The organism is Paenarthrobacter sp. TYUT067 (assembly GCF_023656375.1).
GTDB lineage: Bacteria > Actinomycetota > Actinomycetes > Actinomycetales > Micrococcaceae > Arthrobacter.
Window position 1 is genome coordinate 1 of record NZ_JAMOIT010000010.1, and the last position, 23,091, is coordinate 23,091.

Consider the following 23,091-nt stretch of genomic DNA (forward strand, 5'->3'; position numbering starts at 1 on the left):
AGGACGCGTGGGGGAACGCGTCCTGGCGGGCCCGGGCAGGAGGGGGTCCTGCCCGGGCGGTCTGTGGGGTTACTTTGCTGAGACGGCGTTCTGTCGTGTCTGCTGGAAAGCGTCCCAGGCTGCGTAGCTGCCGTCGAGTTCGACGACGTCGTATCCGGCACGGCGCAGGGCGCTGGCGGCTACGGAGTTCCGGACGCCGGACTGGCAGTAGGAGACGATGGTCCCCTCAGTGGGCAGTTCATCGAGGTGCCACATGGCGCGGCCGCCGGAGAGCTGGTGCGAGCCCGGGACGTGCCCGGCCTGGTGCTCGGTCTTGTTGCGGACATCGAGGACCATGGCGGCGTCAAAGCCCTCGAGTTCCTCGGGCTGGATCAGCTTCGGCGTGAACGTGGGCAGCCCGTCGAGGCTGGTGACGTAGCCGGCAACGTTGTCGATGCCTACGCGGACCAGGTGGTCCCACATGTCCTGGGCCTGTTCCTGACCGTCGGCCAGGAGCACCAGGGGGTTCTTGTCCGTTTCCGGGTTCACGACCCAGGCGCCGTAGCTGGCCACGGACTTCCCGGCCGGAACGTTGAGGGACCGGGCTACCGTGCCTTCGTGGACCTGGGCGTTGGGGCGGGTGTCGATGAAGGTCAGGGTGTCCGCTTCCAGGCCCGCAGCCACGGTGGCGGTAGCGATTTCGGGCAACGGCGTGCGTTCGCCCATCACGGCGGGCCCTTCACGGTTTTCGCGCTTCATGCGGCCGAAGTAGGCGTGGGCGTCGGGCTGGCCGTCGAGGAGTTCGTCGATGAAGCCCTGCTCGTCGTTCGCAGCGAGGTATGGGCCCCACCAGGCGTAGAGGCGTTCGTAGCCCACAGTGGAGGACGGGATCGCGCCGAGGGCCTTGCCACAGGCGCTGCCGGCGCCGTGGGCGGGGTGGACCTGGACGTAGTCCGGCAGGGTCAGGAACTTGTCTCGGAGGCTGGCGAAGAGTTGCTTTGCGCCCTCGAAGCGGGTGTCGATGCCGCCGGCTGCCTCGTCCAGCAGGTCCGGGCGGCCCAGGTCGCCGGAGAACACAAAGTCACCAGAAAGCAGGTAGCCGGGCTGGTCGCTGAACGCGCCGTCGGTCACCAGGAAAGACAGGTGTTCCGGGGTGTGGCCCGGGGTGTGAAGGGCCTGGATGCTGATGTTGCCGATGGTGATTTTGTCGCCATCGTAGAGGCGTTCGCCGTCGAATTCGTACTGCCAGTCCGGGCCGCCTTCGCCGGAGACGTAGATCTTCGCGCCGGTGGCAGCGGCCAGTTCACGGGTGCCGGAGAGGTAGTCGGCGTGGATGTGGGTTTCGGTGACGGCGATGATCTTCATGCCGTTCTTCTCAGCCAGTTCCTGGTAGACCGCGATGTCCCGGCGGCCGTCCACCACAACGGCGGTGCTGTTGGCCTGGCAGCCGATCAGGTAGCTGGCCTGGGCGAGGTCTTCGTCGTAAATGCGCTCGATAAGCATCAGGTGCTCTCCTTCAGTTGAAAGGGGTTTGGAGATTTGTTCTGAATCAAGTGTAGATACCCCCGGGGGTATCTTGCAAGCCGGTCGCGGCCTCGCCGTTTTAGCTGTGGAACAGTCTGTGCGGGCCTGCACGGGCAGGTCCGGGTCGTTCCCGTGAATGGCTTTCCGGGGTGTGGTGATAGGTGACGGGGTGACCTGCCCGGTACCACTCGGTAATTCCTCCGGCCACGTTGACGGTGTGGTATCCGCGGTCGGTGAGGATCCGCGCGGCCTGGCTGCTGCGTTTCCCTGACCCGCACATGAGGTGGAGCGTTCCGCCGGGCAGGTCGGAAAGCCGGGAGAACAATTCGTCCAGGGGGATGTTCAGGCTCCCGGGGACGTGCGCGGTCGCATGCTCTTCCCTGCTCCGCACGCCCACCAGTGTGGCGCAGGGCCAGACCGTAGCAAGTTCGTCTGCCGTGACAGTGCGGTACGCGAGGTCGCCTGGCATGGCATCAGGCGTGCTGGTGTCCGGCCTGGGAGCGGAGGTCATTCATGTCCAGGTTCTTGACGGCCTGGATGACTTCTTCGAAACCGGTGGCGTTGAGGGCTCCGGGCTGGGAGAAGACCAGGGTTTTGTTCTTGAAGGCCATCAGGGTCGGGATGGAGGTGATGTTCGCTGCTGCGGCGAGGGCCTGTTCGGCTTCGGTGTCGACCTTGGCGAAGGTGATGTCCGGGTGCCGTTCTGCTGCGGCGCCGTAGGTGGGTGCAAACTGGCGGCAGGGGCCGCACCAGGCTGCCCAGAAGTCAACGAAGACGATCTCGCTGTTCTCCAGGGTCTGCGCGAAACTCTGTTCGGTGATGTCGATGGTTGCCATCGTCTTTCGTGTCCTTTCGGGGTGTGGTGTGGGGCGAAGAGTGGCGAAGCTGCCGGGTCAGGTGGTGGGGAGGTCGGCGCGGGTCCAGGCGGTCATGCCGCCGGCCATGGTGTCCGCGGTGTAGCCGGCCCCGTTCAGGGCATCGGCCACGGCGGCGCTGCGGTTGCCGCTGCGGCAGACCGCGATCACGGGGACGGCGGGGTCGAGTTCGGCCAGGCGTGCCTGCAGCTGGCCCATGGGGATGTGCAGGGCGCCGGGGATCATGCCTTCGGCGACCTCGAAGTCCTCGCGGACATCGAGGATGCGGGCGGTGGAGCGGCGCTGGTCGGTGTCGGTGATGGTGATTTCAGCCATGGGGTTCTCCTTCGAAGTGGTTCGGCTGGGTGTGTGGAAGTTGTTGCTTGCTTGCCTAACGGACGGGTTCGCCGGCCTGGCGCCAGGCGGCCATGCCGCCCCGCACTGAGTAGGCGTCGTATCCCTTGGCGGCGAGGAGTCGGGCTGCTGAGGCCGAGCGGACGCCGGAGGCGCAGACGGCGATTACGGGACGGGTTTTTTGGATGCCGGTGGTGCTGGCCTGCAGCCTGTCCAGGGGGACATGCTTGGCCTGGGGAGCCCGGCCGGTCCGCCACTCCTGGGCTGACCTGACGTCGATGAGCGTGGCCCCGGAGCCCAGGAGGTCCTTGGCCTGGGCTACGGAGATTGTCTTGTAAGGCTTGCTGAAGGCCTTCTTGAGGGAATCGAAAAGTCCCATGGTGCTCTCCTCTATGGATGGGTCAGGCGGTGACCGTGCCGGTGGTGACCCACGCCGCGACGGCAAAGATGAGTACCGCGAACGAGATGCGGATGTGCGTATCTTGCAGGTGGCGGGCAAGCCGTGCGGCAACCAGTGATCCCAAGACGGCCGGGATGGCAAAGGCCAGGGTGGTGGCCCAGTTGATGGTGTAGCCGGCAGCGTGGGCGCTGAAGCCTGCGGCTGAGTTGATGACGATAATGGCCAGCGAGGTTCCTACAGCCTGTTTCATGCGCAGGCCCAAGAAGATGGTCAGCGCGGGGGTGATGAGGAAGCCGCCGCCGACGCCGAGCAGTCCTGTGAGGAACCCGACGAGCAGGCCCACGCCGACAGCCTTGGGGGCGCAGGTCCTGAAGGCCCTGTTCGGCCCAGCACTGCAGGAGCCCTCAGTTTCGCGGGGCTTCATGAGCATCCTTATGCCGGCTGCCACCATGATGACGGCGAAGGCGAGCATCAGGATGTTCGGGTCCAGCAGTTTGCCCACGGCCGCGCCTGCCCAGGCTGCCGGGATGCCGGCAGCCCCGGCCAGGGCGATGACGGGCCAGTTCAGGCCCTCCCGGACCCTGGGCAGCAGCGCGGCAAGCGAGGATACGCCCACTACCAGCAGCGAGGTGGGGATCGCCTGCGCAGGGCTCATACCCACCCCGTACACCAGGGCCGGAACGGCGATAATGGACCCGCCGCCGCCCACCACCCCCAAGACAATACCGACGACGAGCCCCAAAGCCAGGGCTGGGATCATGCCGCTGCGCCCTCAACCGACTGCAGGGGAAGCTGCAGGATGGCGCTCTCACGGGTGGGCTCCTTGGCGGCCTTGTTCCACGGCATGGCCGAGATGGCCTTGCCCATGGCGCAAGTGTTGGTCGCGGCCGAGAACGTCAAGCCGGTGCCGATGACCCCGGCAAGGGTCCGGATCTTCGGAGAGACGAACCTGCCCCCAGCCAGGCCCAGGACCACGAGGGAGCCGGCCACAAGGCGGACCTGCCGCTCAAGGTCCCAGCGGTCCTTACCCTTAACGACGCCCCCGCCGGCAGCGGCGAAACCAGGCACCCCGCCCGTCAGGACGTAGGCGGTGTCGATCCCGGCCTTGGCAAGGCGCTGACGGGCCTGCTCGGCGCGCACACCGGACTGGCATACCAAGACCACGCGGGAACCCAGCCGGGAGGCGAGCTCGTCAGTGTGCTCGGACAAAAGCGGCAGCGGCACGTTGTAAGAACCGCGGATATGCATGGACTCGAACTCCGCGGCGGAACGCACATCGATCACCACAAGATCCCGGTGCTCGGTGAACCAGGCCTGAAGGGTTTCAGGGACGAGTGCGGTAACGGCCGGCGCCGTGGAAGTGGAAGTCATGAGTGGCCTCTCGGAAGGGGGCGGGTGGATACCCCACCGAGTATTCCAGATACCCCCGGGGGTAGTCAAAACACCCTAGGGGGTATAAGATGGAGAGAGGCCATCGATCTTTGGAGAAACCCTTGGAACTCAATCCCTCAGAACTGACCCCTGTCATCAACCGCCTCAAGCGCGCCCAGGGCCAGCTGTCCGCTGTCACCCGCATGCTTGAAGAAGGCCGGGACTGCAAGGACGTCGTCACCCAGCTCGCAGCCGTATCGAAGGCGCTGGACCGCGCCGGATTCGCCATCATCGCCACGGGCCTTGAGCAGTGCATCGTCCAGAAAGACGCAACGATGGACAAGAAAGAGCTGGAAAAGCTCTTCCTTTCGCTTGCCTGATCGGCCTGATGCGATGCCCCCGACTCCCCGCAAACAGTCGTAGAGTGACAGTCGTAGAATGTCGGGAAAGAGAGGCAGGCTATGGCGTCACGCGGCAAGTGCCTAGTAATTGAAGACGATGAGGATACCAGCGGCCTCATCGGAGTGATCCTGACAGGCCAGGGCTTCGACGTTCACTTCGCAGAAACAGGGGCCGAGGCGCTCTTGATTGCTTCCGGGTCGGCCCTGTCATTGATCACTCTCGATCTTGGTTTGCCGGACATGGACGGCCGGGACGTCGCGCGCCGACTACGGCACATTACGGCCGTTCCTATACTGATGATCACCGCCTACGCCCAAGCTGAGGATGAACTGAACGGCATCGCATCCGGGGCCAGCGCCTACTTGATCAAACCTTTCCACCCGGTCCAGCTAAGAGCCATCGTGCAGAATATCTGCCCAGACCCGGAGATCACCCGGCTCAGCACGCCAACATCGAAGCTGGCACCGACAGAGCGCCCTGATCGGGGCACACTCTAGAGCCGTGCCCGGCATCCTGTGGCTGCCACCCGTGTCCATTACCGACGCATTGGATGTCTCCATCCAGCTTCGTGGCATAAACCGACTCTTTTGCAGGTACTGGCGCTACAGTGTGTTGCTTATGACTACCACCGATTTCTTCCTGCCGTCACCGACGGGCAACGCCTTTGAACTTGGTCCTCTGACGATCCACTTCTACGCTCTCGCGATCCTGGCCGGCATCATTCTCGGGACATGGCTGACCGCATGCAGGCTACGCGCCCGCGGCGGCGCTGAAGGCCAGACCCTGGACATCATCATGTGGGCGGTGCCGTTCGGCATCGTTGGTGGTCGGCTCTACCACGTCATCACGGACAACCAGCTGTACTTCGGCCCCGGCAAAGACCCCTGGGGCGCGCTGCGCATCTGGGAAGGCGGCCTCGGTATCTGGGGAGCCGTTGCTTTGGGCCTGGTCGGAGCAGGGGTTGGAGCACGGCGGGCCGGGGTTCCTTTCGCGGCATTCATTGATGCAGCTGCCCCGGGGCTACTTCTGGCCCAGGCGCTGGGACGCTGGGGAAACTGGTTTAACAACGAACTCTACGGCGAACCCACGGACCTGCCATGGAAGCTCCAGATCCACGCCATGGACCCCGCCACCGGGCAGGCGCAGCTCAACGCAGACGGCACACCGGTAGTACTTGGCTACTTCCACCCAACATTCCTCTACGAATCGTTATGGTGCCTTGCCGCGGCAGGACTGCTGATCTTCCTTGACCGCCGCTACAAACTCGGCGCCGGAGCCGTCTTCGCCCTCTACATCTCCCTTTACACCGCCGGACGGTTCGTGTTCGAACTCATGCGCTCCGACTACGCCAACACCATCCTCGGGTTGCGCGTGAATACCTGGGCCAGCGGACTCATGTTCCTTATCGGCCTGATCTTGTTCCTGAAAGTCAGGCCGTATCCCCGCTCTGCTGTGCCCCGCCAACCCACCTCGACTCCCAATAACGAGAGGCAAACAACACCTGAATAGCCGCTGCCTCCGCACCCTCCCCCCCGGCCAGGACGAAAACCATGACCGTTTGCGAAGAAAGTACGTTCGTGGGGCAGCGGGAACCATTGACTGCCCCTGGGCCAGCCACCTAGATCTTCCTGACGCAAACCACGAGGCCTTCATGCAGACGTTCGACCTGCGGGAACTCAACCCGGTCTCTCCTGACTACCGGATAACCCGCCGAAGGATATTACGAGTGGCAGAAAACTGAGGGCGGGAAGAAGATCCCGAATTCCACTTCTCCGAGAGGAGTCTTTGCTGGGTTTCGCCGGACCATATGCGTTCTGGCCCGACCCGGTGGCTGCTACCTGCATGGTCCTGACCACCACCACACAAGACGCGCTGGGTCACGTCCATGACCGGTCCCCGGTCGTCATCCCCAAAGACATGTTCAATGACTGGCTGAACCCCGACCTGCCAGGTATGACCGCAGCCGTAGTCAGAGGATCCGCCCGCATGCCTCATCGGAGTACTCTCCGGAGTACTCAGGCGGGATCCATGGCAGATTTCCGGGCTTAGTAATTGGGCATTACAAACGGCCGTATATGAGACGGATCGAGCACACTCCGCCAGTGTGATTGTTAGCTCGGAATGGCGGCTTTTCTGCAGGTCGGTTTGGCGGTTTAGGTGATTCCGATGACGAGCGTTGAGCGTGCGGCTTCGATGACGTCGTCGGTGATGGTGTTGAGTTCGTTGATTTTCATGACGCGTTCAACCTGGATGAAGAGCCGGTCGATGAGGCGGAAGTTTCCCCTGGTTATGCGAGCGACGGCGGCAATGGCCTGAGCGTCAGTGAAGTCTCCGGGGTCCAGGGCTTGTCCTAATTTGTGCCAGCGGCGCTGCAGGACGAAATGCAGTTCTTCTTGTTCGAGGGGCCGGTATTCGTGGGCGAATCCGACCCGGCTGTAGAGCTGGGGGTAGCGGCTGAACCATTTTTCGATCCCGGGCATGCCGATGAGGATCAGGGCTACGTTGTCGCGGTCGTAGCGGTCGCGCAACAGTTCAAGGGCCGTGGCGTTGAGACGCTCGGATTCGTCAATGATGAGCAGCTCGACATATTTGTTGACGCGGGTGTGGGGCCCTGTCCCCTTGCCGATGTCTGACAGGTGTTGGTCCACGCAGATCGACACGCGTGTGCTGGTGTGCTCGATGTCCGCGTGGATCTGTTTGGGGGTGGTGAGCACGGCTGGGGTGTAGAAGACGGTGCGGGAGCGGGAGAGTGCGGCGTAGACCTGGTGATCGGATTCTTCCCGGGGCCCCCACTCCTCCAGTAGCTTCTGTGCTTTGTGCCAGTTGGCATAGCGTCTGGCGGAGAGGGTCTTTCCGATTCCGGCCTGCCCGTAGCAGATACCGATCGTGTGCTGGCGGCGCACTGCGTCCGCGAACTCCACAAACCGGCGGTGCTCTTTGGTGGCGATGAAGCTTTGCGTGGTCACCGGTCATCCTCCAGGTAGGTGCGTAGCTTTGGGCGCTTCTTGGCTTGCTCGACAGGGGCCGTGGCTGAAGCTGGCTTCGGTGACGCCAGATCCGGCAGGTGCCGGGCCACGACGGCGATGCGCTGGTTGATTTGTCCGCGCAGTTCGCGGCGACGGGCCGATCGTGCGGTCTGGATGTCCTTGAGGGTCAGCGTGGATGTTTCGTGGTCGGGGTCCACGGCTTTGCAGATGAACTGGTTCTTGTGGAAGATGCGGATCTCTGTGATGTCCCGGGGGTCGTAGCGGACAATGACGGCTTCGCGGACGTAGGCGGCCAGCAGTGGGGAGACGTATCTGAGTCCTTGGAAGTGCACGCCGTCGCGGTGGACGATGCGGGGTTTGGCAACGGTCAACAGGAGCAGGTTCAGTTCGTCCATGGTTGCCGGGAGCCGGGGCAGCCAGCCGTCTCCTACCCAGGCTTGGTGCGGGGTCGCCTTGATCTCTGGATGCTTCCGCTGGTGATAGCTCTCGATGATGAAGCGGCCGATGGCAGTGTCCAACTCCTTGAGGGTCAGCACCGGCGCGGGCGGCGTGTGGCCGCGGGTGAGGTGTCCGGGCAGTTCGGTCAGCAGTTCCGTATTAACGGTGCCGAAGAAGCGTTCAATTTTTCCGCGGCCCTGGGGTCTGGCGACTGTTGAGTAGGTGATTTCGAAGTGGAGGTCCTTCGCAGTCTGGGTCAGGTGGTTGCTGGTGAAGTCAGATCCGTGGTCAACGTAGAGGACATCGGGGATCCCGCACATCGGCCACCCTGGTCCGGGCTTGGGCCAGATAGCCTGACGCAATGCCAGAGCGGTGTTCATCGCTGACGGTGCCCCGAGGAAGATGGTGTAGCCGCAGATCGCGCGGGAATAATCGTCCACGATGGTGGTGAGCCATGGGCGCGCCGGTTTCATGTTCGCGTTCAGCACGAGGATGTCCAGTTCGGTGTGGTCTGCCTGCCAGATCGCGTTCGGCCGCTCGGCGCGGTGCCGCCATGCCAGTTCATAGGTGTCCCGGTAAGCGGCCGTTCCCTGCTGGGCGAGTGTCTTCATGCCGGGGTCAACGCCCGCAATGATGGAGCGGACGGTGCTGTAGGAGAGGGGTGGCCAGCCGTGGTCGTCGGCTACGCGGTTGGCTTTGCGGGCGACGGCAGCCGTAGACAGGGGCGGTTTCACCAGGGCCAGGCCTTCGACGAGTGCGACCAGCTCGGAGGTACTCCTGCGTCGGGTGGTCCCTCGGTTTGCAGTAGCCAGTCCGGCGATGCCGTTGCGTTTGTGGGCCGCGTGCCAGCGCTGCAGTGTCCGAAGCCCGATGCCTTCGTGCTCAGCAAGGGCAGTAAGGGGCACGCCGTCTTCGATATGCCGGCGCAGGATCTGCCAGCGCACCAACGCTGTCTGGTCAGGCATGGAGGCAGTGTTACCGGTGAGGGCACCGCTGCCTCCGGCCGTCACCGGACTGTTTTCTGTGTTGCTGTTGAACGACGCCGTGCCGGAGCAGGGGCCGGTTCGCGCCGGAGTGCCCGGTAGACGGTGGTCCGGCTGACGCCCAGAACCTCACCGATCTTCTCCACGGTCATATCCTTCTGCTCATACATCCGGCGTGCGGTCCGGAGCTTGTCCTTCGTCAGCAACGGCGGCCGGCCACCAACGCGCCCGCGCGCCCGCGCCGCCCGAAGCCCTGCGTTGGTCCGCTCACGGATCAGATCGCGTTCGAACTCCGCCAGCGCCGCGAACACGTGAAAGACGAGACGTCCACCTGAGGATGTTGTATCGATCGCCTCCTGCAGAGACCGAAACCCGATGCCACGCTCCTGGAGATCGGCGAGCTGGTCGATCAGATGCCGGATGGACCGGCCGAGGCGGTCCAGTCGCCACACCACCAGCGTGTCCCCGGGCCGGAGCTGATCCAGGACCTTGGTCAGTTCCGGCCGGGACTCCAGAGACCCGGAAGCCGTGTCGGTGAAGATGCGGTAGCAGCCGGCCGCCTTCAACGCATCCTGCTGCAGAGCGGCGTCCTGGTCGCCGGTCGATACCCGGGCATAGCCCAACAGATGTCCCATACGCCCAAATGTACCAATACCCGTCGATTAGCAGAAGAACCGGCACATAGAAACCGGCACTGAGTTTCGCTACAAAAATCGAGGGGGCATTGAGTCTTCTTCAATGAGTTGGCTCATTTGTATCAGATACGGTCGTTTTTGACCCTAGGGGCCAGTTGGCCCCGGGCGTATTAGCTCATGGGCTTGGTTTCCTTTTGCGCTTTCATCCATGTGCTTAGTCTCTGCTGGAGAGTCTGAGGCCTCTTCTTGGAAGCGACCTTCTTGGGAGCTGCCTTATTCGTCAAGGGCTTCTCATCTACGAATACCAGGGCCTGGTTTTGGAGCCTGTACACGTTCCGGACCCGCTCGCGCGCGAAGGTTCGTTTGTTTCCTGGCGAGGCTACGCTGGACCGTTCTACGTAGAGGAGGCCCATGTCCCTAAGGTCTTTTGTCCCTCTTGATCTCATGGAAGGGCTCACGGAATACTGCTGGGGGAATCTCTCAGTGCTCCACCAAACTTCCTTTCCATCCGTTTCGCCAGGGCTGGCTTCCCCTGACTGCTCTGCCAAGAGAATCAGCAACATAGTGAGCGCCGGTGCTGACATTCGCTGGATGAAGCCTTCGGTCCATAAGGTCGTTGGAACTTTGAAATAGATGTCCCTCCGCAGCTTCTTCGATGTGTACGCGGTCGAGGGCAACGCATAGGGGGTTTCATCCCCAGATTCATCCAGAAGGGTGATGAGTGATGGTTCGCCTCGACGCGGCGAGACCGAAACCAGACGGCAGTCTTCCAATGTTTTGATCGCCTTTGAGATTCGACGCGCACCTTTAAAGTTGGGATCTTCAAGCGCCAGAAGACGCGCCCACACCCTTGCGGAGATGTCAGTGTCAAAGTCCCCACCAGAACAACGCCATACGAGAGCGAGATACATCTTTACGATTACGCCGCCGCCGCGCCCGCCCCGCTTTACAAGCTCAGCCAGAGGAGGCGGGTTCTCAGTACCCTTCTCTGCCCTAACAAAGCTCTTGCGAATGGGGATGGCTTTGCGTCGTCCCGAGTCTTGATCGAGAGCTTCTGCCAGCGTTTTTGAGACCGATAGAAGCTCCTCGGGCACCTCTTGCGCACTAGCTGACGACGTGTTTCCTTCGTTGCCCTCCCCGGTACTCATATTGAGTCCTCCATACTTCTCCAGTTTAGGACTGGGCTGATAGTCAACTAAGACTGTCTAGTCTTTCCTCAAGTGTAGAGGCTGCTAGTCAACTAGGGATTTTTCAATTTGCGCTTCCCAGTATTCACAGGTGTTCACGTGCGGGTCCTCTGATAGAGTCATTTCATCGAGTTCCACAGAGGTAGTTTGCAACAGGGACTGGGTGCGTGGGCCCTTGTATCGCCTCGCATGTCAGGTGGCCTGGGTTAGTTGAACATCGGGGGCTATCCACCCTCGACAGCCGGCTAAACCAGCAGCGCCGAAGTTTTGCTCGTAGTGCCAAGAGGGCTCAATCTCCCCCCGGTAATTGAGTTTGTCCGCGGGAGTACCAGCCGCTCGTCTGGAGCGGAAAGGGGCTCGCTACCGCAGCTTGTGGCATCTGGAGGACCCTCATGGGAATGGGGGTCCTCCAGCGTTAAGCCCGCAGTCGCCGAGTATTTGTGGGCCCGCATACCCGAAGGACTCATATGGGCAGGAATGCCAGGCTCAGAAAAGAACGAACGACAGAACGAGCAGCAGCTGCAACGTCGTCGCCTTCCCGCGCCTCTCTCGAAATACTCCAGCAGGCTGTGGAAGCTGTGGGAGACAAATTTGGCACTGAAAACAGGTGCGCTGACGCCGCGGCATTACTCATCACCGTCGGCAAGCATCTGGGCTACTCTCTCGAACCGAGGCCTGTGTCGCTCGTAGCCGAACAACCTTCCCAAACACACCCGCCGACGAAGAATGTAGTCTTCATCGGTCCCGCAGCGGTGGCCAAAATGAGCGAGGAGGACAAGGAAAGGGCTAACAAGGACCAGCTTGATGGCGGGGAGAGCCTCGGGCACGTTGTTCTGACGTGCGATGATCCGCCCCTCCTTCTCGATGCTAATTTGCGCCAGCTCGAAGCTATGGGTTTCTATGCCCCCAGCTTGCAAGCGAACATTCACACCAACCACCCAGAAAGTGGCTGGTGGTACCTCCCGATTAGCGAGCTCGACCTCGAACTTTTCTACATCTTGGACGACGGAGCCAACGGTTTGATGGAAAACTTCGACGCGGCGGTAACCGCGGCTTCCGCTGAGGCCCGTGATCTTGCTACAGCGTTGCGGGCGGGGTACACCGCAAAACAGATAAGGGAAGCGACAGGGATTTAGGAGCATCTTGGAAAGCCCTGCACAGCTTGTTGCTGTGCAGGGCTTCTTCGTGTCGCGTTCTAGCGTCCGTAGTCGGAGTCTTGTCGGCGGTGTTGTTCCGGCGTTCTTGGTGTGGCCGCTGTGGTCGTGGCTGCCGTGGCCGCGGCTCCCGGCGGAGTCGGGAATGATGCGTTCATGAGGCGCTGCATCTTCTCCAACCGTGGGTCAGGTTGGGCCGTCGCTTCGGTCAGGGATGGTTCTTCAGGTTTTGCTGCGTCGGCCATTAGCTGGTCGATACGTGCCGTGTTGGCTTGGGCGGTTTTGAGTGCTTCGGCGTGTTTGAAGGGTTCTGCCATTGCTTGGTCTGCTTGGTCGATGCGGGTGAGGGCGTCCTGGCGTCGTGTTTCGACGTCGGCGGCGAGCTTTGGCAGGGAGGACACCCTGTTTTCGAGTTGCCTGATGGTGCCAAGGTCGGCTGAGAGCAAGCCCTTGCGGGATATTTGGGTGGTCGCCCTGGGCACACCCTCGACACGGACCTCGACGGTGGCATTGTTCAGTTCTCGGCCGGGGACGAGCTTGGCGCGGAGTTCGTGGCCGCCGAGGGCGGCGATGGTGCCGAGTTCGTCAAATCCGTAGAGGTTCATGAGCCGGTGTCCTTGCCGTCCCACCCATGCCCGTAGGGCTTCGGCGGCGTCGGTTCTGTTGTCGAGGGTTTGTCCGCCGATGGTGGCTTTGAAGGCGTCTGCGGTGGTGTCCACGGTCCGGGCAACTGCAGCGTGGATCAGTGGCAGGTCTTGGGCTGCTGCGTCAGCTGCTGCTTGTTCGCCGCGTTTGGTGTGGTTCACCGCGACCAGGTTGCGGTTGTACGCCCGGTCCAAGCGGCTGAGGCGGGCCAGTTCCTGGTCCGCGACAGCCTTTTCCAGTACCAGCGGGTTGCCGCTCGTGATGGCTTTGGCTTGGGCGAAGTTCAGGGTGTTGTCCCCGATGTCTTCGATTTCCCGGACGTCCAGACGGCCGCGCATGATCTGGTTGATGAACCGGGATTTCCGTTCCAGTCCTTGCCACATGAACGAATCGAAGGATTCCTTGGTGACGACCTGGGAGATGCGGACTTCCGGGTTCTGGTTGCCTTGGCGCAGGATACGGCCGTGGCGTTGCTCGACGTCGGCCGGCCGCCACGGGGCGTCCATGTCCACCAGGTGCACGGCACGTTTTTGAATGTTCGTGCCGACACCCATTTTCGATGTTGATCCAACGAGCACTGCGATTTGTCCGGAACGGGCGGCTGCGAACAGCCGGCCTTTTTCGTTGTCGTTTTTGGCTTCGTGGATGAACCGGACCATGTGTTCGGGTACGCCCCTACGGCGGAGCTGGTCTTTGAGTTCGCCGTAGACGTTCCACTTCTCCGAGGGTGTGCCGAAATCACAGAAGACCAGCTGCAGGGCACCGGGTACAGGGTCCGGTTCCCCGGTGGAGGGGTCGGTGTAGATGCGGTCTTTGTGTTCTTCGTACACGCTGGCCAGCAGGTCGGCTGTGGCGCTGATCTTGGTGGGTCCGTGCTGGAACAGTGCGGGATCCACGAGCCTCATGTCCAAGGCGGCTTTGCGGCCGTCTGAGGAGACTTTGAGCATGTTGTCTTCCTCGGAGGGCACGAGACGGCCCTGGATGGCGTCGACGCGGTCGCCGATGTGCTGGATGTAGTCACGCAGTTCAGGGCTTGGTTCGACCGCGAGCATGTTTGGCTGCCTCAGCCCGTCTCCGTCCCGTGGGGCGAGAGCCGGGATGGGTAGTTTGAGGTCCTCGGCGGTTTTGACGTCGGCGAAGGTGTGGAACATCTTCAGCAGTTCGGGGACGTTTTGGAACTTCGCGAACCGGCTCTTGAGTTTGAACCGGTCACCTCCGGCGACGGAAAGCTCCATTTCTTCGACAACCTGGCCGAACGTCGCGGCCCAGGTGTTGAAGTCCTTGATTCCGGCAGCTTGGAGCAGGTCCGGGCGTAAATAGCGCTGCATGACGTACATTTCCGTGACGGAGTTCGCGATCGGTGTTGCCGTGGCACCGGTGATCACGCGCCGTCCCTCGCGTTCGCGCAGGAACTCGGTCTTCATGTGCAGGTCCGATGCCCTGTTGGATCCTTGGATTGCGGCGCCGGGGATGTTGGACGGTGTCCGGAGGTTTTTGTAGTCGTGCAGCTCGTCCACGACGAGGTAGTCGATGCCGGATTCCTCGAAGCTGATCCCGGGGTCGGCGGGAGTGTCGAGTTTGGCTTTGAGCGTTTCTTCCTGGGCCAGTACTGCCTTTTCCAGCCGTTTGACGATGCTGGCGTTGGCTCGACCGTTGTCCCGGCCGTTGTTCTTGACGGCTTCCAGCTCCGCCCGCATCTGAATGACTTCAGCGTTGATGTAGGCGGCTTCGGCTTCCGGGCTGAGGCTGACGCGTTGGAAGGCGGTGCGGGTCATGATCACGGCGTCCCACTGGTTTGCTGCCGCACGGGCAACGAACTGTCGGCGTTTGTCGCCGGCGAGGTCGGCCGATGAGGCGGCGAGGATGCGCGCCTGCGGGTAGATCTGCAGCCATTCCCGGGCGAATTGTTCGAGCATGTGGTTCGGGACGATGACGGCGGGCTTGTTGACCATGCCCAGGCGGCGCAGTTCCATCACGCCCATGACCATTTCTGCGGTCTTTCCGGCACCGACCTGGTGGAACAGACCGACGGCTGGTTCGGAGAGCATCCGCGCGACGGCCGCACGCTGGTGTGGGCGTGGGGAGAAGTCCTTGGCCATGCCGGGCAAGGTCAGCCGCTCCCCTTCGGTGCTGTAGTCCCGGAGCACGATGGAGTTGAAGCGGCGGTTGTATTCGTCGATGAGGCGGTTGGCCCGTTCGGGTTCCTCCCACACCCATTCGCTGAACCGTTCCTGCAGCAGCTGCGCTTTTTCCTGCGCTGCTGCGGTTTCGGTGGGGTTCAGGATCCGGCGTTTGTCTTCGTTTTCGTCGGTGACGCGCACCGGCCTTTGTTCGAGGACCTGTTTGAGGATGTCGGAGGCGGGCATCCGCTGGGTGCCCCAGTTGCTTGTGGCAGCGAGGGTGTGGCGGTTGGCTTTGACGTCCCACATGGACCCGGCTGCGTTGGAGACGGTGGCGTAGGGGTCGTTGAGGATTTCGCGGACGAACTCCTGGTGGGTTTCGGCGTCGATCCAGACGGCACCGAGGCGCGCTTCTACTTCGTCCATGCGCAGCGGTACTGGTATGGCCTCGGTAAGGGCTTGAACGTTGGCGTTGAACCGTTCGTCGGTGAGCGCGGCGGCTTGGGCGATTTCAAGCTTTTCGCGGACGTTCCCGGAGAGGTATTCCGCCCGGGTCTGGAAGGTCTCGTCCGGGCCGGGGACTTGATAGATGCTCTCCCCCATGGCCGCGCGGGTTTCTTCCGGGCTTATTCCCAGCAGGGACGCGGCGTAGTCCAGGTCAACTTCACCCACGGTATCGAGGGTGACGGTGAGGGCTTCTTCTGCGGTGTCGACGCCCAGGACGGGTCGGCGGGGCTGGACCTGGCGGCTGGACAGCAGGGCAGCCGGGGTGGCGGTCTGCGTGGCTTCGTCAAAGTTCTCCAGTGCCTTGACCAGGGGTCCGAACGGGTCACGGCTGAGGATCGACACTGCTCTGGGCGTGGTGCGGGCCTGGATGGGCTCCTGCGTCTCTTCGTCCACTCGCCCGGTGTCCCGGAGCGTGAAGCGGTTGATCGGCCCGTAGGTGTCCACGTACTGGCTGTACGCGGATTTCAGGTCGTCACGCAGCGTGTCGATGTCGGCGGTGTCGTCGCGGCTGTCGGCCTCTGCGGTAAGGAGCTTCCGGCCGGCGTCCCTGAGACCGAGCAGGGCGCGGAGTTCGGCGGCTTGGGTTTTGGGGACGGCAAATTCGGTGTGGGCACCGTTTTCGACGACGGTGAAGCCATTGTCGGTGGCGCTGATATGGCCTTCCCATTCCGTGGCTGCTGCCGGGACGTAGGCGGCGCGCTGGCGATCCTGCTCTGCGGTGCGCTCCGTGATGACGAGTCCGGCGGAACTGGCCTCGGCCACGACGTCGGCCAGCGCCGTTTCCAGGCGGTCCGGGACGGCGGAGAGGTCATCAGTGGTCAGTTGCAAGGTTTCGGCCCCGTACATGCCGTGGGCCACGTGCAGCTCCCCCAGCAAACGTTCGGGGTGCTCATCGAAGTAGGAGTTCAGGCGGGTGATGGTCCCGTCGATCCGGCGGGCGCTGACGGTCTCCCAGAGTGTGGTGGCCGGTTCCTGCCCGGGTTCCCTGCGGCGGAAGATCAGCAAGTCGGTCATGGCGTCGGTGCCGGCTGCTTTGCGGTGCGAGCCGGTGGGCAGGCGGACGGCTCCCACGAGGTCGGCCAGCTGGTTCATTTCCCGGCGGGCTGCCGGGTTGGTGCCGTCCAGGGTGAAGCTGGACGTCAGCACAGCCACCATGCCACCCGGGCGGGTCAGTTCCAGGGACTTGAGGATGAAGTGGTTGTGGATCGAGTGGCCGCCGGCGTTGTGGCGGGGATCGTGGAGCGTGACGTTGGCGAAGGGCACGTTGCCGATGGCCAGGTCAAAGTGGCCTGTGGGCAGTTTGGTGTCCGCGAAAGATTCCGCCCGGACAGTGGCCTCTGGGTAGAGGGCTTGGGAGATGGCTGCGGTGGTCGGGTCCAGCTCGACACCGGTCATCTCGGCGCTCTCCGGTGCGAACCCGATGAAGGTTCCGACGCCGGATCCCGGTTCCAGGACGGTGCCCCCGTTGAATCCGAGTTCCTGCACCGCGGCCCACATGGCCTTCACGTAGGCGGCATCGGTGTAGTGGGCATTGATGGTGGTTCTGCGGGCTGCGTCGTACTGGGCCTCGCTCAGGAGGCTGCGCAGGTGTTCTCGGTTCCCGGCGTATTCCTCACGGCTTTCATCGAAGATTTGGAAGACGCCCTGCGCTCCCCAACTCCCCCATCGAGCAAGCGAAGTCTTTTCGGCCTCTGTGGCTGGCCGCTTCTCGGCCTGCAGCGTTTGAAGTACCTCGAGGGCTTCAAGGTTCGCCCGTATACGACTCCGCGCACCGGACGGCGCCAAGTCCTCCTGAGACGTCGGGCGGAACCTGCCAGCTTCGGCGTCTAGTAAAGCTGTTCGCGGAGTTTGTCCACTTCCCTCATCGAGTCCAGGTACTCCTGAATACTCGGATTCACGTACTCGTCCTCTTCGTCCTCGCCCTCCGTCTCCGGCGGCGAAAGCAGGTCGTACCGAACGATCTCCTCGGCCTGGTTCCGCGCCGCGTTCAACCGGCCGACCTTCTCCAGATACCCCTCCCCTTTCGGGTCCGGTCCCGCGATCTTGACCTGTAGCTCGTCCACTTGCTCCTGAGCCTGTTCCCCCAGGTTCGCGAAAAACTCGTCCGGGTTCTGAATCTGGCTGTACCGAGTCGGGCTGGCTGTCTTCCAGGCTTCCTGAGCCTGCGTGCCGTACTTGTTCATTGCGGTCCTCCTCTGGTGCCGCCCACAGAGCCTCGAAGCTCAGCTGGCCATCGATTTGTTTCTTACGTCCCGCCATGGACTACTCCCCCTGGTGACCTTCTTCTGCATCGAAGGTCACGCTAGCGGGGATCGAAGGCATTCGCTTGTCACGGCCGATTCCCACCATGATCTGCTGGGATATTCACTTCAGGAAAGCTATCAAATCAATATCAAAATGATATCAACTTGAATGCATCCCAGTAAGAATGGACTCACTCATAACTGTCGCGGACCTGCTCCAAGCCAATCCTCAGAGCCCGCAATGCCATGGGATGCTTTTTCCTTCCCTCCAGCTTTGCTACAACAGCCAACAGATCAACCAACTCGCGATCCTCGTCGAAGCGAAGCAGCATTGTCCTGGGATTTCCCTTATCCCTTGAATCGCTCAGTTCGGGAGTCACCTTCGGCCTCACTGGAGCATTGCGATCGATACTCACAATTGGTTGTGCAAGCAACGGCTCCGCTCCATTGCCGAAAGCCTCGATCGCTTCGTCCCTGGCCCTATCCGACGCGGAACGCTTCTTAATTGCCATTAACCCATCAGCTCCTCTACCAACCCGCGAATCTCCCTCGCCGCCTTTGGGTTCTTCCACTCAACAACGCCAAGCCCCTCCCCCACGACATCCCTGTACGCCTTCCGCTCGTACAAGACCGTCCTAAGCGGTTCGATACTGGGGTAGTCAGACAGGTATTCCCTTGCATCAGCGCTCTCGGACTCAAAAGCGTTGGTGGATACGCGCGTTAGTGCACCACGAACGCGCAAGTCCGGATTAAAGTCACGTGCCGTTTCAATCAGTTTGTCTACCGTGACGAGGGTATCCAGATCGAATTGACTCGACTGAGTGAGGACCAAGAGCTGATGCGCTGCAGTCATTGCCGTGCGCATTTCTTTACTGTCCTTCCCCGCGACGTCAACCAAGACGACGTCGTAACCCTCATCAAGTTCACGCAGGGTCTCATGCAAGCTACCAAGCTTTTCGACCACGAAGATACGGGGCTGATGGCCTGCCTCTTCCCGGTCCACCGCCCACCGCGCCGTGGAACGCTGGCGATCACCATCCACGACAGCCACCCGCCTCCCCCGTTTTGCGAGCTCGACAGCAAGATTCGTGACGACAGTGGATTTCCCCACGCCACCCTTTTCACTTCCAACGACAATGATCATGCTTCCAAACTAGCGTCAGCAAGGTATCAGATAGCTAGCGACACGCTAGCTATCTGATATCACTTTGATAGTGATATCAAATAGGTATCACTATCAAAGTGATACTAAACGGACTGGCGACCGAGGCATCGCTACTCTGCGGCGTTCAGTGGATGCTGGCCAACATCCTCATCAAACTACTAGCACTTTGATACTGATCTGATACCACAAGCCGTACCGGCTCCAGAGCCATCAGCGCATCGCGCCCCCGACGCCTCTGCATAACAGTCAAGCAATCACGCCGGGGGAGTGGCTCAACCCAGCATCAAACAACATTGAGCGAACAGGGAAATGATATCTTTTTGATATCACTGTCGAAGGGATATCGAATGGGCTGATATCCACGAACGCTACTCTGGCATTGAGTAGACGCTGGCCAACATCGATATCAAACCACTAGCAATTTGATACTGATCTGATACCGCAAGGAAAACCGGCTCCAGAGCCACCAGCACATCACGCCTACGACATCCCTGAGTCAGGGAGTGCAAGGGAGGCTGCGGATTGGATATTCGTTTGCAAGCGTTTCAGTATCGTTTCGATAGCATTCCGAGAGCCGAAAATTGAGTGCAGCGTGGACAAGCACGAGGGGAGCGGAGAACTCATGTAGCTTAATGTCAGGATTTCCTGACACCGATCAACATGGGTCTGCCATCCTAGTGAAGGCGCACAGAAGCACAGAGAGTTGGCCACCAATGAGATGGGACATGCGAGACGGGCTTCACGAGGGGAGTCTCAGCGCCATCATTCCTGACGGCCGCGTCTCTGAGGATGTTCGTATGGGTGTTGTCGCAGTGGAGGGTATATCCGGCAACTTTCCGCGCCACCCAAACATTAAGACACACGAAATGGTGCCTGACGATCAAATCGTGGGATGGTGTGCCGCCTGCACGTGCGGTTGGAGAGGCCCACGCTGGTCCAGAGTTGATACGTCGCGACAGGCGGCTCTTTCGAAGCGTCTGGCTTACCTGCCCTCACTTGGCTTCGCCGTGCCCTCAGTGGGCGTCGAGGAAGCTCTCCATCTTGAATGGGAGAAACATGCCTTTCCGGCTGCAGCCATTTCTGAACTTAATGCCGCCGTCAAAGCAGCCGAAGAAGCCGCAAGCCGCTTGGACAGGGGAGTAGCCTCTGCAAGGAGAGCCGGTGTGTCTTGGGCGCTTATCGGTTCTGCCCTAGGGATAAGCCGCCAGTCCGCGCATGAGAAGTGGAGTCCGTAACAAACGACTCATCTAAAGGACAACACGCGATCCACTATGGCTGTTTTGTAGCGACGTCCGGCTACCAGGCACCGTCACACACGCTTATGCTGCATACCAGATACTCTCGTCATCTGGCGGTATCCAGTGATCTTCTCGATCCGGGTCAAACATGTCGATCTCTTCCAAAGTACGGTCCACGAAGCGATCTAAATATGCGTGCCAAGCGGCCCGGTCCCGACGGTTACGGCTTACCTGGGCTTGATATTCCTCCAGTACCCCCAGTCGGACAGCAAGACCGCTAAGACTAATTGAGGTCGTTCTCCATTGGCGTCCGGTTCTGCGAACCATGCCCATGGCTTCCATTTCTGCCAGCACCTTCGTCGTAGCATTACGGCTGATACCAGTCAGCCGTACAAGGTCGGCAGTAGTGGGGGAGTATCGTCCTCGTTCGATGGCCTCATAAACGAGTGCTGCTGAATCACCTAGCGCCCGAAAGACAGGGCGAATCGCGTGCACTCTTCCCTTTCTCCAAGTCAATTCACGGGCAAGTTGCTTGAAGTGCTCGGGCAGTTGGACCAGGTAAATGTCGGCGGCTTTACGCCTTGCGTCGGCAATCTTCGTGACAATCCCGTCTGATTCTTTGGCCAATACGGGCAGAAGCCTTGCGATCGTCACGTGGTGTTTGCCCATGGCGGCAGCCAGCGTACGGCAGCCCACGTCCAGGACATCAGTTTCTTTTGCACGCATGTAACCCAGCAATCCGCGCATCAGAAGTCTCAAGCTCAAGCCTTCTCGGCCACGAGCTTGAAGGCGATGGTCTAGCACAGCGTAGACGATGTTCTCCAGGTCGTTGACGAGCTGGTGGATCGCGCGACGGCTAGAGGTGTGTGCCCCCCCTGTGAGTTTTGTTGGGCTTGTGTTGTTAATAAGTGCAATCTGTTCCCTTGATCTAGAAGCTGGAGTTTTTGGCTTTGCTGCGCTGACATAGGTCTGCGCTTTGGTCCATTCGAGTGCCAGTAGCCGCTTCTGCTTGTTGGCACTGTTGTAGAGAGCAGCGAGCCCGGGGAATTGCCCGTTGAGTTCGTTCTCCACCTGTTCTCGGGTCCAGCCGCAGGCCGCGAAGTGGTTTAGGACGGCCATCCGCGCCTCAGAAGGGCTCTTGTACCGCGAGGTGTCGTAGAGCCCTGTACGGGCGATCCTGCGTAGAGGAGAGTCGCCGCCGGCGTTTGGCGGCAGCGACAGACCAGCTGATGTGCGCTGAGCTGAGGCTGTCTTGGCTTGCCGTGCTTTGCGCGCCTGGAGGCGCTTCAATTCCGGCGCGAGAGCGGCTTTAAGGGCCAACACCGCCAACGGTGGATTCCTTCGGCGCAGGTAGTCGTAAGCAACAGATAAAGGGGTAATAAGCGTTTGATAGCCGCCCGACTTGTGACGGGATCCTGGGACGCGGATACAGCCATCGCTCAAGTTCTGGTGAGGGCTTGGGTCCAGGCTCGTGGATCGCAGAGCCAGCGCCTCGACAAGCTCGCGGGCGGCAGGCCCATCCAAGCGTTCCCGGAGAGGGACGTACAGGTGCCGGCCGCCGCTCGGAGAGAAATCTTCTATGAATGCCAGGCCACATTCCTGAAGCAGTTTGCCCAGTCGAAGGGCGTCGGCGTCAACGACCTCTTTGAGGGCTTTCGATGTATCAAGGTCCAAGCACAAAGTCGCGACGCGGCCATCTGCCCCGTGGATCATGACCGCCGCCGCACGCTCGGGCAACCGTCTGGTGATCTTGGCACGGTGAGTCGGGCGCGGATACTGGAATCTGGAGCCGATCCATCTACCGAATCTTAATGAGGGTTCTCCGGCTATCAGAGGAGCGAGGGCCCAAGCCTGCTCAGGGGTGGTTTGAGGGGCGACACTCGCAAGCGGGTGCGTTGACGCCGAAAGAGCATCCGGTACCATAAAGGGCAGCAGTTCCTTTTCTTTTAGGTAAAGCAAAGGGCACCCACAGCCTGTGGGTGATGAATAGTTCAGATCTGGCCCCGCCAAGAACTGGATCTGAACGAATACTTAGACGAAGGCCCGCCACGTGCGGGCCTTCTGCTTTTAACTTGCCCTAGCGATAGGCAAACTCCCCTGGGTTGGGTCGTCGAGCTTGTTAGGGAGACCGTTGTCACGATCAATGAGCGCACCGACATAGTCACTCAAAGACAGTCCATGCGCGTTGGCTGCCTCATGGGCGCGCTTGTGCTGATCCGGGTATAGCCGCCCACGCAAGGCGACACGATGACCGTCCAGCTTTGGAGTGGTGTACTGAGGATTTGCGCTCATGCTCCAAATCCTTGCTTAATCTTCGGGCCGGTACCGGTATCGTTCACGGCGTGTCGCCAGTAAGAACACTTAATGTCCTAGCAAGTAGTCCTTCAGGGCCGCCAACAGGCTCTCTAAGCGCTCTGGCTGGGTCGCGAATGTGACAACACGGCCACGTCGTTGTCCGGCCGGGGCATCCGCGGTGACCAAGCCAGCTTCCTCTAGTGCCCGCAGGGCTCGCCGCGCAGTGTTGGAGTCTGTCCCGAGTTCTCTGGCCAAGTCCGCGGCTCCGGTCGGGCCATGGAGTGATAAGTGGCGCAGGATCGCGCGCGAGAACATCGTCCCGAAGGATTCGATGGCCATCTCTACGTCCCTCGGGAGGGCGCTAGGCGGGCGAATGTAACGGGGCATCCCATCATTTTGTCACTTCCTACCGTTTCTCCCCGTTTCTTGATAGACAACATTTAATGTCGTTTTACTGTAATGTCTTAACCGTGACACAGGCAAGAGACTCACATGAGACGGCATGCGACTGGATGTCCACATGTTCGTGGCTCTTGACAAGCGCTTTTGTCGAAAACTGTGGACAATGCGGGCTGTACCAATCGATGGAGTTAAGTCGGTGGCGGCTGGT

23 protein-coding genes are annotated in these 23,091 nt (G+C 61.1%); 5 read left to right on the forward strand and 18 right to left on the reverse strand.

What is annotated here, in order from left to right:
• Nucleotides 1-69 precede the first annotated feature (69 nt).
• The 7 genes from MOD31_RS10455 to MOD31_RS10485 form a co-directional block, all read right to left on the reverse strand.
• Nucleotides 70-1,482, reverse strand: a complete 1,413-nt coding sequence (locus MOD31_RS10455; protein WP_069696349.1) for a rhodanese-like domain-containing protein — start codon at nucleotides 1,480-1,482, stop codon at nucleotides 70-72.
• A gap of 100 nt (nucleotides 1,483-1,582) precedes the next feature.
• The gene (locus tag MOD31_RS10460; protein ID WP_250820538.1) at nucleotides 1,583-2,014 is read right to left on the reverse strand and encodes a rhodanese-like domain-containing protein; all 432 of its coding nucleotides are present in this window, start codon (nucleotides 2,012-2,014) and stop codon (nucleotides 1,583-1,585) included.
• The gene (locus MOD31_RS10465) at nucleotides 1,977-2,339 is read right to left on the reverse strand and encodes a co-chaperone YbbN (RefSeq protein ID WP_069696351.1); all 363 of its coding nucleotides are present in this window, start codon (nucleotides 2,337-2,339) and stop codon (nucleotides 1,977-1,979) included. The genes MOD31_RS10460 and MOD31_RS10465 overlap by 38 nt, the downstream gene beginning before the upstream one ends.
• 57 nt (nucleotides 2,340-2,396) lie before the next feature.
• Nucleotides 2,397-2,693, reverse strand: a complete 297-nt coding sequence (locus MOD31_RS10470) for a rhodanese-like domain-containing protein (protein WP_069696352.1) — start codon at nucleotides 2,691-2,693, stop codon at nucleotides 2,397-2,399.
• A 55-nt stretch (nucleotides 2,694-2,748) separates the two neighbouring features.
• A complete protein-coding gene (locus MOD31_RS10475) occupies nucleotides 2,749-3,090 on the reverse strand; it encodes a rhodanese-like domain-containing protein (RefSeq protein WP_250820539.1) in 342 nt (113 codons plus the stop codon).
• Between the two features lie 22 nt (nucleotides 3,091-3,112).
• The gene (locus MOD31_RS10480) at nucleotides 3,113-3,871 is read right to left on the reverse strand and encodes a sulfite exporter TauE/SafE family protein (protein WP_250820540.1); all 759 of its coding nucleotides are present in this window, start codon (nucleotides 3,869-3,871) and stop codon (nucleotides 3,113-3,115) included.
• On the reverse strand, nucleotides 3,868-4,482 hold the full coding sequence (locus tag MOD31_RS10485) for a rhodanese-like domain-containing protein (RefSeq protein ID WP_250820541.1): 615 nt from the start codon (nucleotides 4,480-4,482) through the stop codon (nucleotides 3,868-3,870). The genes MOD31_RS10480 and MOD31_RS10485 overlap by 4 nt, the downstream gene beginning before the upstream one ends.
• Before the next feature lie 122 nt (nucleotides 4,483-4,604).
• On the opposite strand from MOD31_RS10485, the gene MOD31_RS10490 reads away from it, so the two are divergent.
• From MOD31_RS10490 to MOD31_RS10505, 4 genes are all read left to right on the forward strand, one after another.
• A complete protein-coding gene (locus MOD31_RS10490) occupies nucleotides 4,605-4,862 on the forward strand; it encodes a metal-sensitive transcriptional regulator (protein ID WP_050686490.1) in 258 nt (85 codons plus the stop codon).
• A gap of 81 nt (nucleotides 4,863-4,943) precedes the next feature.
• Nucleotides 4,944-5,381: a response regulator transcription factor gene (locus MOD31_RS10495; protein ID WP_250820542.1), complete on the forward strand. Its 438-nt coding sequence runs from the start codon at nucleotides 4,944-4,946 to the stop codon at nucleotides 5,379-5,381.
• A 121-nt stretch (nucleotides 5,382-5,502) separates the two neighbouring features.
• Nucleotides 5,503-6,393: a prolipoprotein diacylglyceryl transferase gene (lgt, locus tag MOD31_RS10500; protein ID WP_250820543.1), complete on the forward strand. Its 891-nt coding sequence runs from the start codon at nucleotides 5,503-5,505 to the stop codon at nucleotides 6,391-6,393.
• A 318-nt stretch (nucleotides 6,394-6,711) separates the two neighbouring features.
• Nucleotides 6,712-6,933, forward strand: coding sequence for an SOS response-associated peptidase family protein (locus MOD31_RS10505; protein WP_250820636.1), 222 nt, complete (start codon nucleotides 6,712-6,714; stop codon nucleotides 6,931-6,933).
• 104 nt (nucleotides 6,934-7,037) lie between these two features.
• Here MOD31_RS10505 and MOD31_RS10510 read toward each other — a convergent pair whose 3' ends face one another.
• From MOD31_RS10510 to MOD31_RS10525, 4 genes are all read right to left on the reverse strand, one after another.
• Nucleotides 7,038-7,850, reverse strand: a complete 813-nt coding sequence (locus MOD31_RS10510; protein ID WP_250820544.1) for an AAA family ATPase — start codon at nucleotides 7,848-7,850, stop codon at nucleotides 7,038-7,040.
• The gene (locus MOD31_RS10515; protein ID WP_250820545.1) at nucleotides 7,847-9,274 is read right to left on the reverse strand and encodes a Mu transposase C-terminal domain-containing protein; all 1,428 of its coding nucleotides are present in this window, start codon (nucleotides 9,272-9,274) and stop codon (nucleotides 7,847-7,849) included. Before MOD31_RS10515 ends, MOD31_RS10510 begins: the two co-directional genes overlap by 4 nt.
• 41 nt (nucleotides 9,275-9,315) lie before the next feature.
• Nucleotides 9,316-9,927, reverse strand: coding sequence for a recombinase family protein (locus MOD31_RS10520; RefSeq protein ID WP_250820546.1), 612 nt, complete (start codon nucleotides 9,925-9,927; stop codon nucleotides 9,316-9,318).
• Nucleotides 9,928-10,097: 170 nt separating this feature from the next.
• Nucleotides 10,098-11,075: a hypothetical protein gene (locus tag MOD31_RS10525; protein ID WP_250820547.1), complete on the reverse strand. Its 978-nt coding sequence runs from the start codon at nucleotides 11,073-11,075 to the stop codon at nucleotides 10,098-10,100.
• A gap of 506 nt (nucleotides 11,076-11,581) precedes the next feature.
• Here MOD31_RS10525 and MOD31_RS10530 point away from each other — a divergent pair.
• A complete protein-coding gene (locus MOD31_RS10530; RefSeq protein WP_250820548.1) occupies nucleotides 11,582-12,250 on the forward strand; it encodes a hypothetical protein in 669 nt (222 codons plus the stop codon).
• Between the two features lie 59 nt (nucleotides 12,251-12,309).
• Here the strand turns inward: MOD31_RS10530 and MOD31_RS10535 are convergent, their stop codons facing one another.
• The 7 genes from MOD31_RS10535 to MOD31_RS22160 all read right to left on the reverse strand — a co-directional run bounded on the left by MOD31_RS10535 (nucleotide 12,310) and on the right by MOD31_RS22160 (nucleotide 22,868).
• A complete protein-coding gene (locus MOD31_RS10535; protein ID WP_250820549.1) occupies nucleotides 12,310-17,325 on the reverse strand; it encodes a helicase-related protein in 5,016 nt (1,671 codons plus the stop codon).
• Nucleotides 17,326-17,366: 41 nt separating this feature from the next.
• Entirely contained in the window at nucleotides 17,367-17,723 is a 357-nt protein-coding gene (locus MOD31_RS10540) for a TnpV protein (RefSeq protein WP_250820550.1), read from the reverse strand.
• 251 nt (nucleotides 17,724-17,974) lie between these two features.
• Nucleotides 17,975-18,295: a hypothetical protein gene (locus tag MOD31_RS10545; RefSeq protein WP_043807144.1), complete on the reverse strand. Its 321-nt coding sequence runs from the start codon at nucleotides 18,293-18,295 to the stop codon at nucleotides 17,975-17,977.
• The gene (locus MOD31_RS10550; RefSeq protein WP_011777075.1) at nucleotides 18,295-18,927 is read right to left on the reverse strand and encodes an AAA family ATPase; all 633 of its coding nucleotides are present in this window, start codon (nucleotides 18,925-18,927) and stop codon (nucleotides 18,295-18,297) included. Before MOD31_RS10550 ends, MOD31_RS10545 begins: the two co-directional genes overlap by 1 nt.
• Nucleotides 18,928-20,267: 1,340 nt before the next feature.
• Nucleotides 20,268-21,860 (reverse strand): hypothetical protein, encoded by a 1,593-nt coding sequence (locus MOD31_RS10555; RefSeq protein WP_238324768.1) that lies wholly within the window; start codon nucleotides 21,858-21,860, stop codon nucleotides 20,268-20,270.
• Nucleotides 21,861-22,253: 393 nt separating this feature from the next.
• On the reverse strand, nucleotides 22,254-22,478 hold the full coding sequence (locus MOD31_RS10560) for a hypothetical protein (protein ID WP_043807304.1): 225 nt from the start codon (nucleotides 22,476-22,478) through the stop codon (nucleotides 22,254-22,256).
• A 69-nt stretch (nucleotides 22,479-22,547) separates the two neighbouring features.
• Nucleotides 22,548-22,868, reverse strand: coding sequence for a helix-turn-helix transcriptional regulator (locus MOD31_RS22160; protein WP_011777322.1), 321 nt, complete (start codon nucleotides 22,866-22,868; stop codon nucleotides 22,548-22,550).
• Between the last annotated feature and the right edge of the window lie 223 nt (nucleotides 22,869-23,091).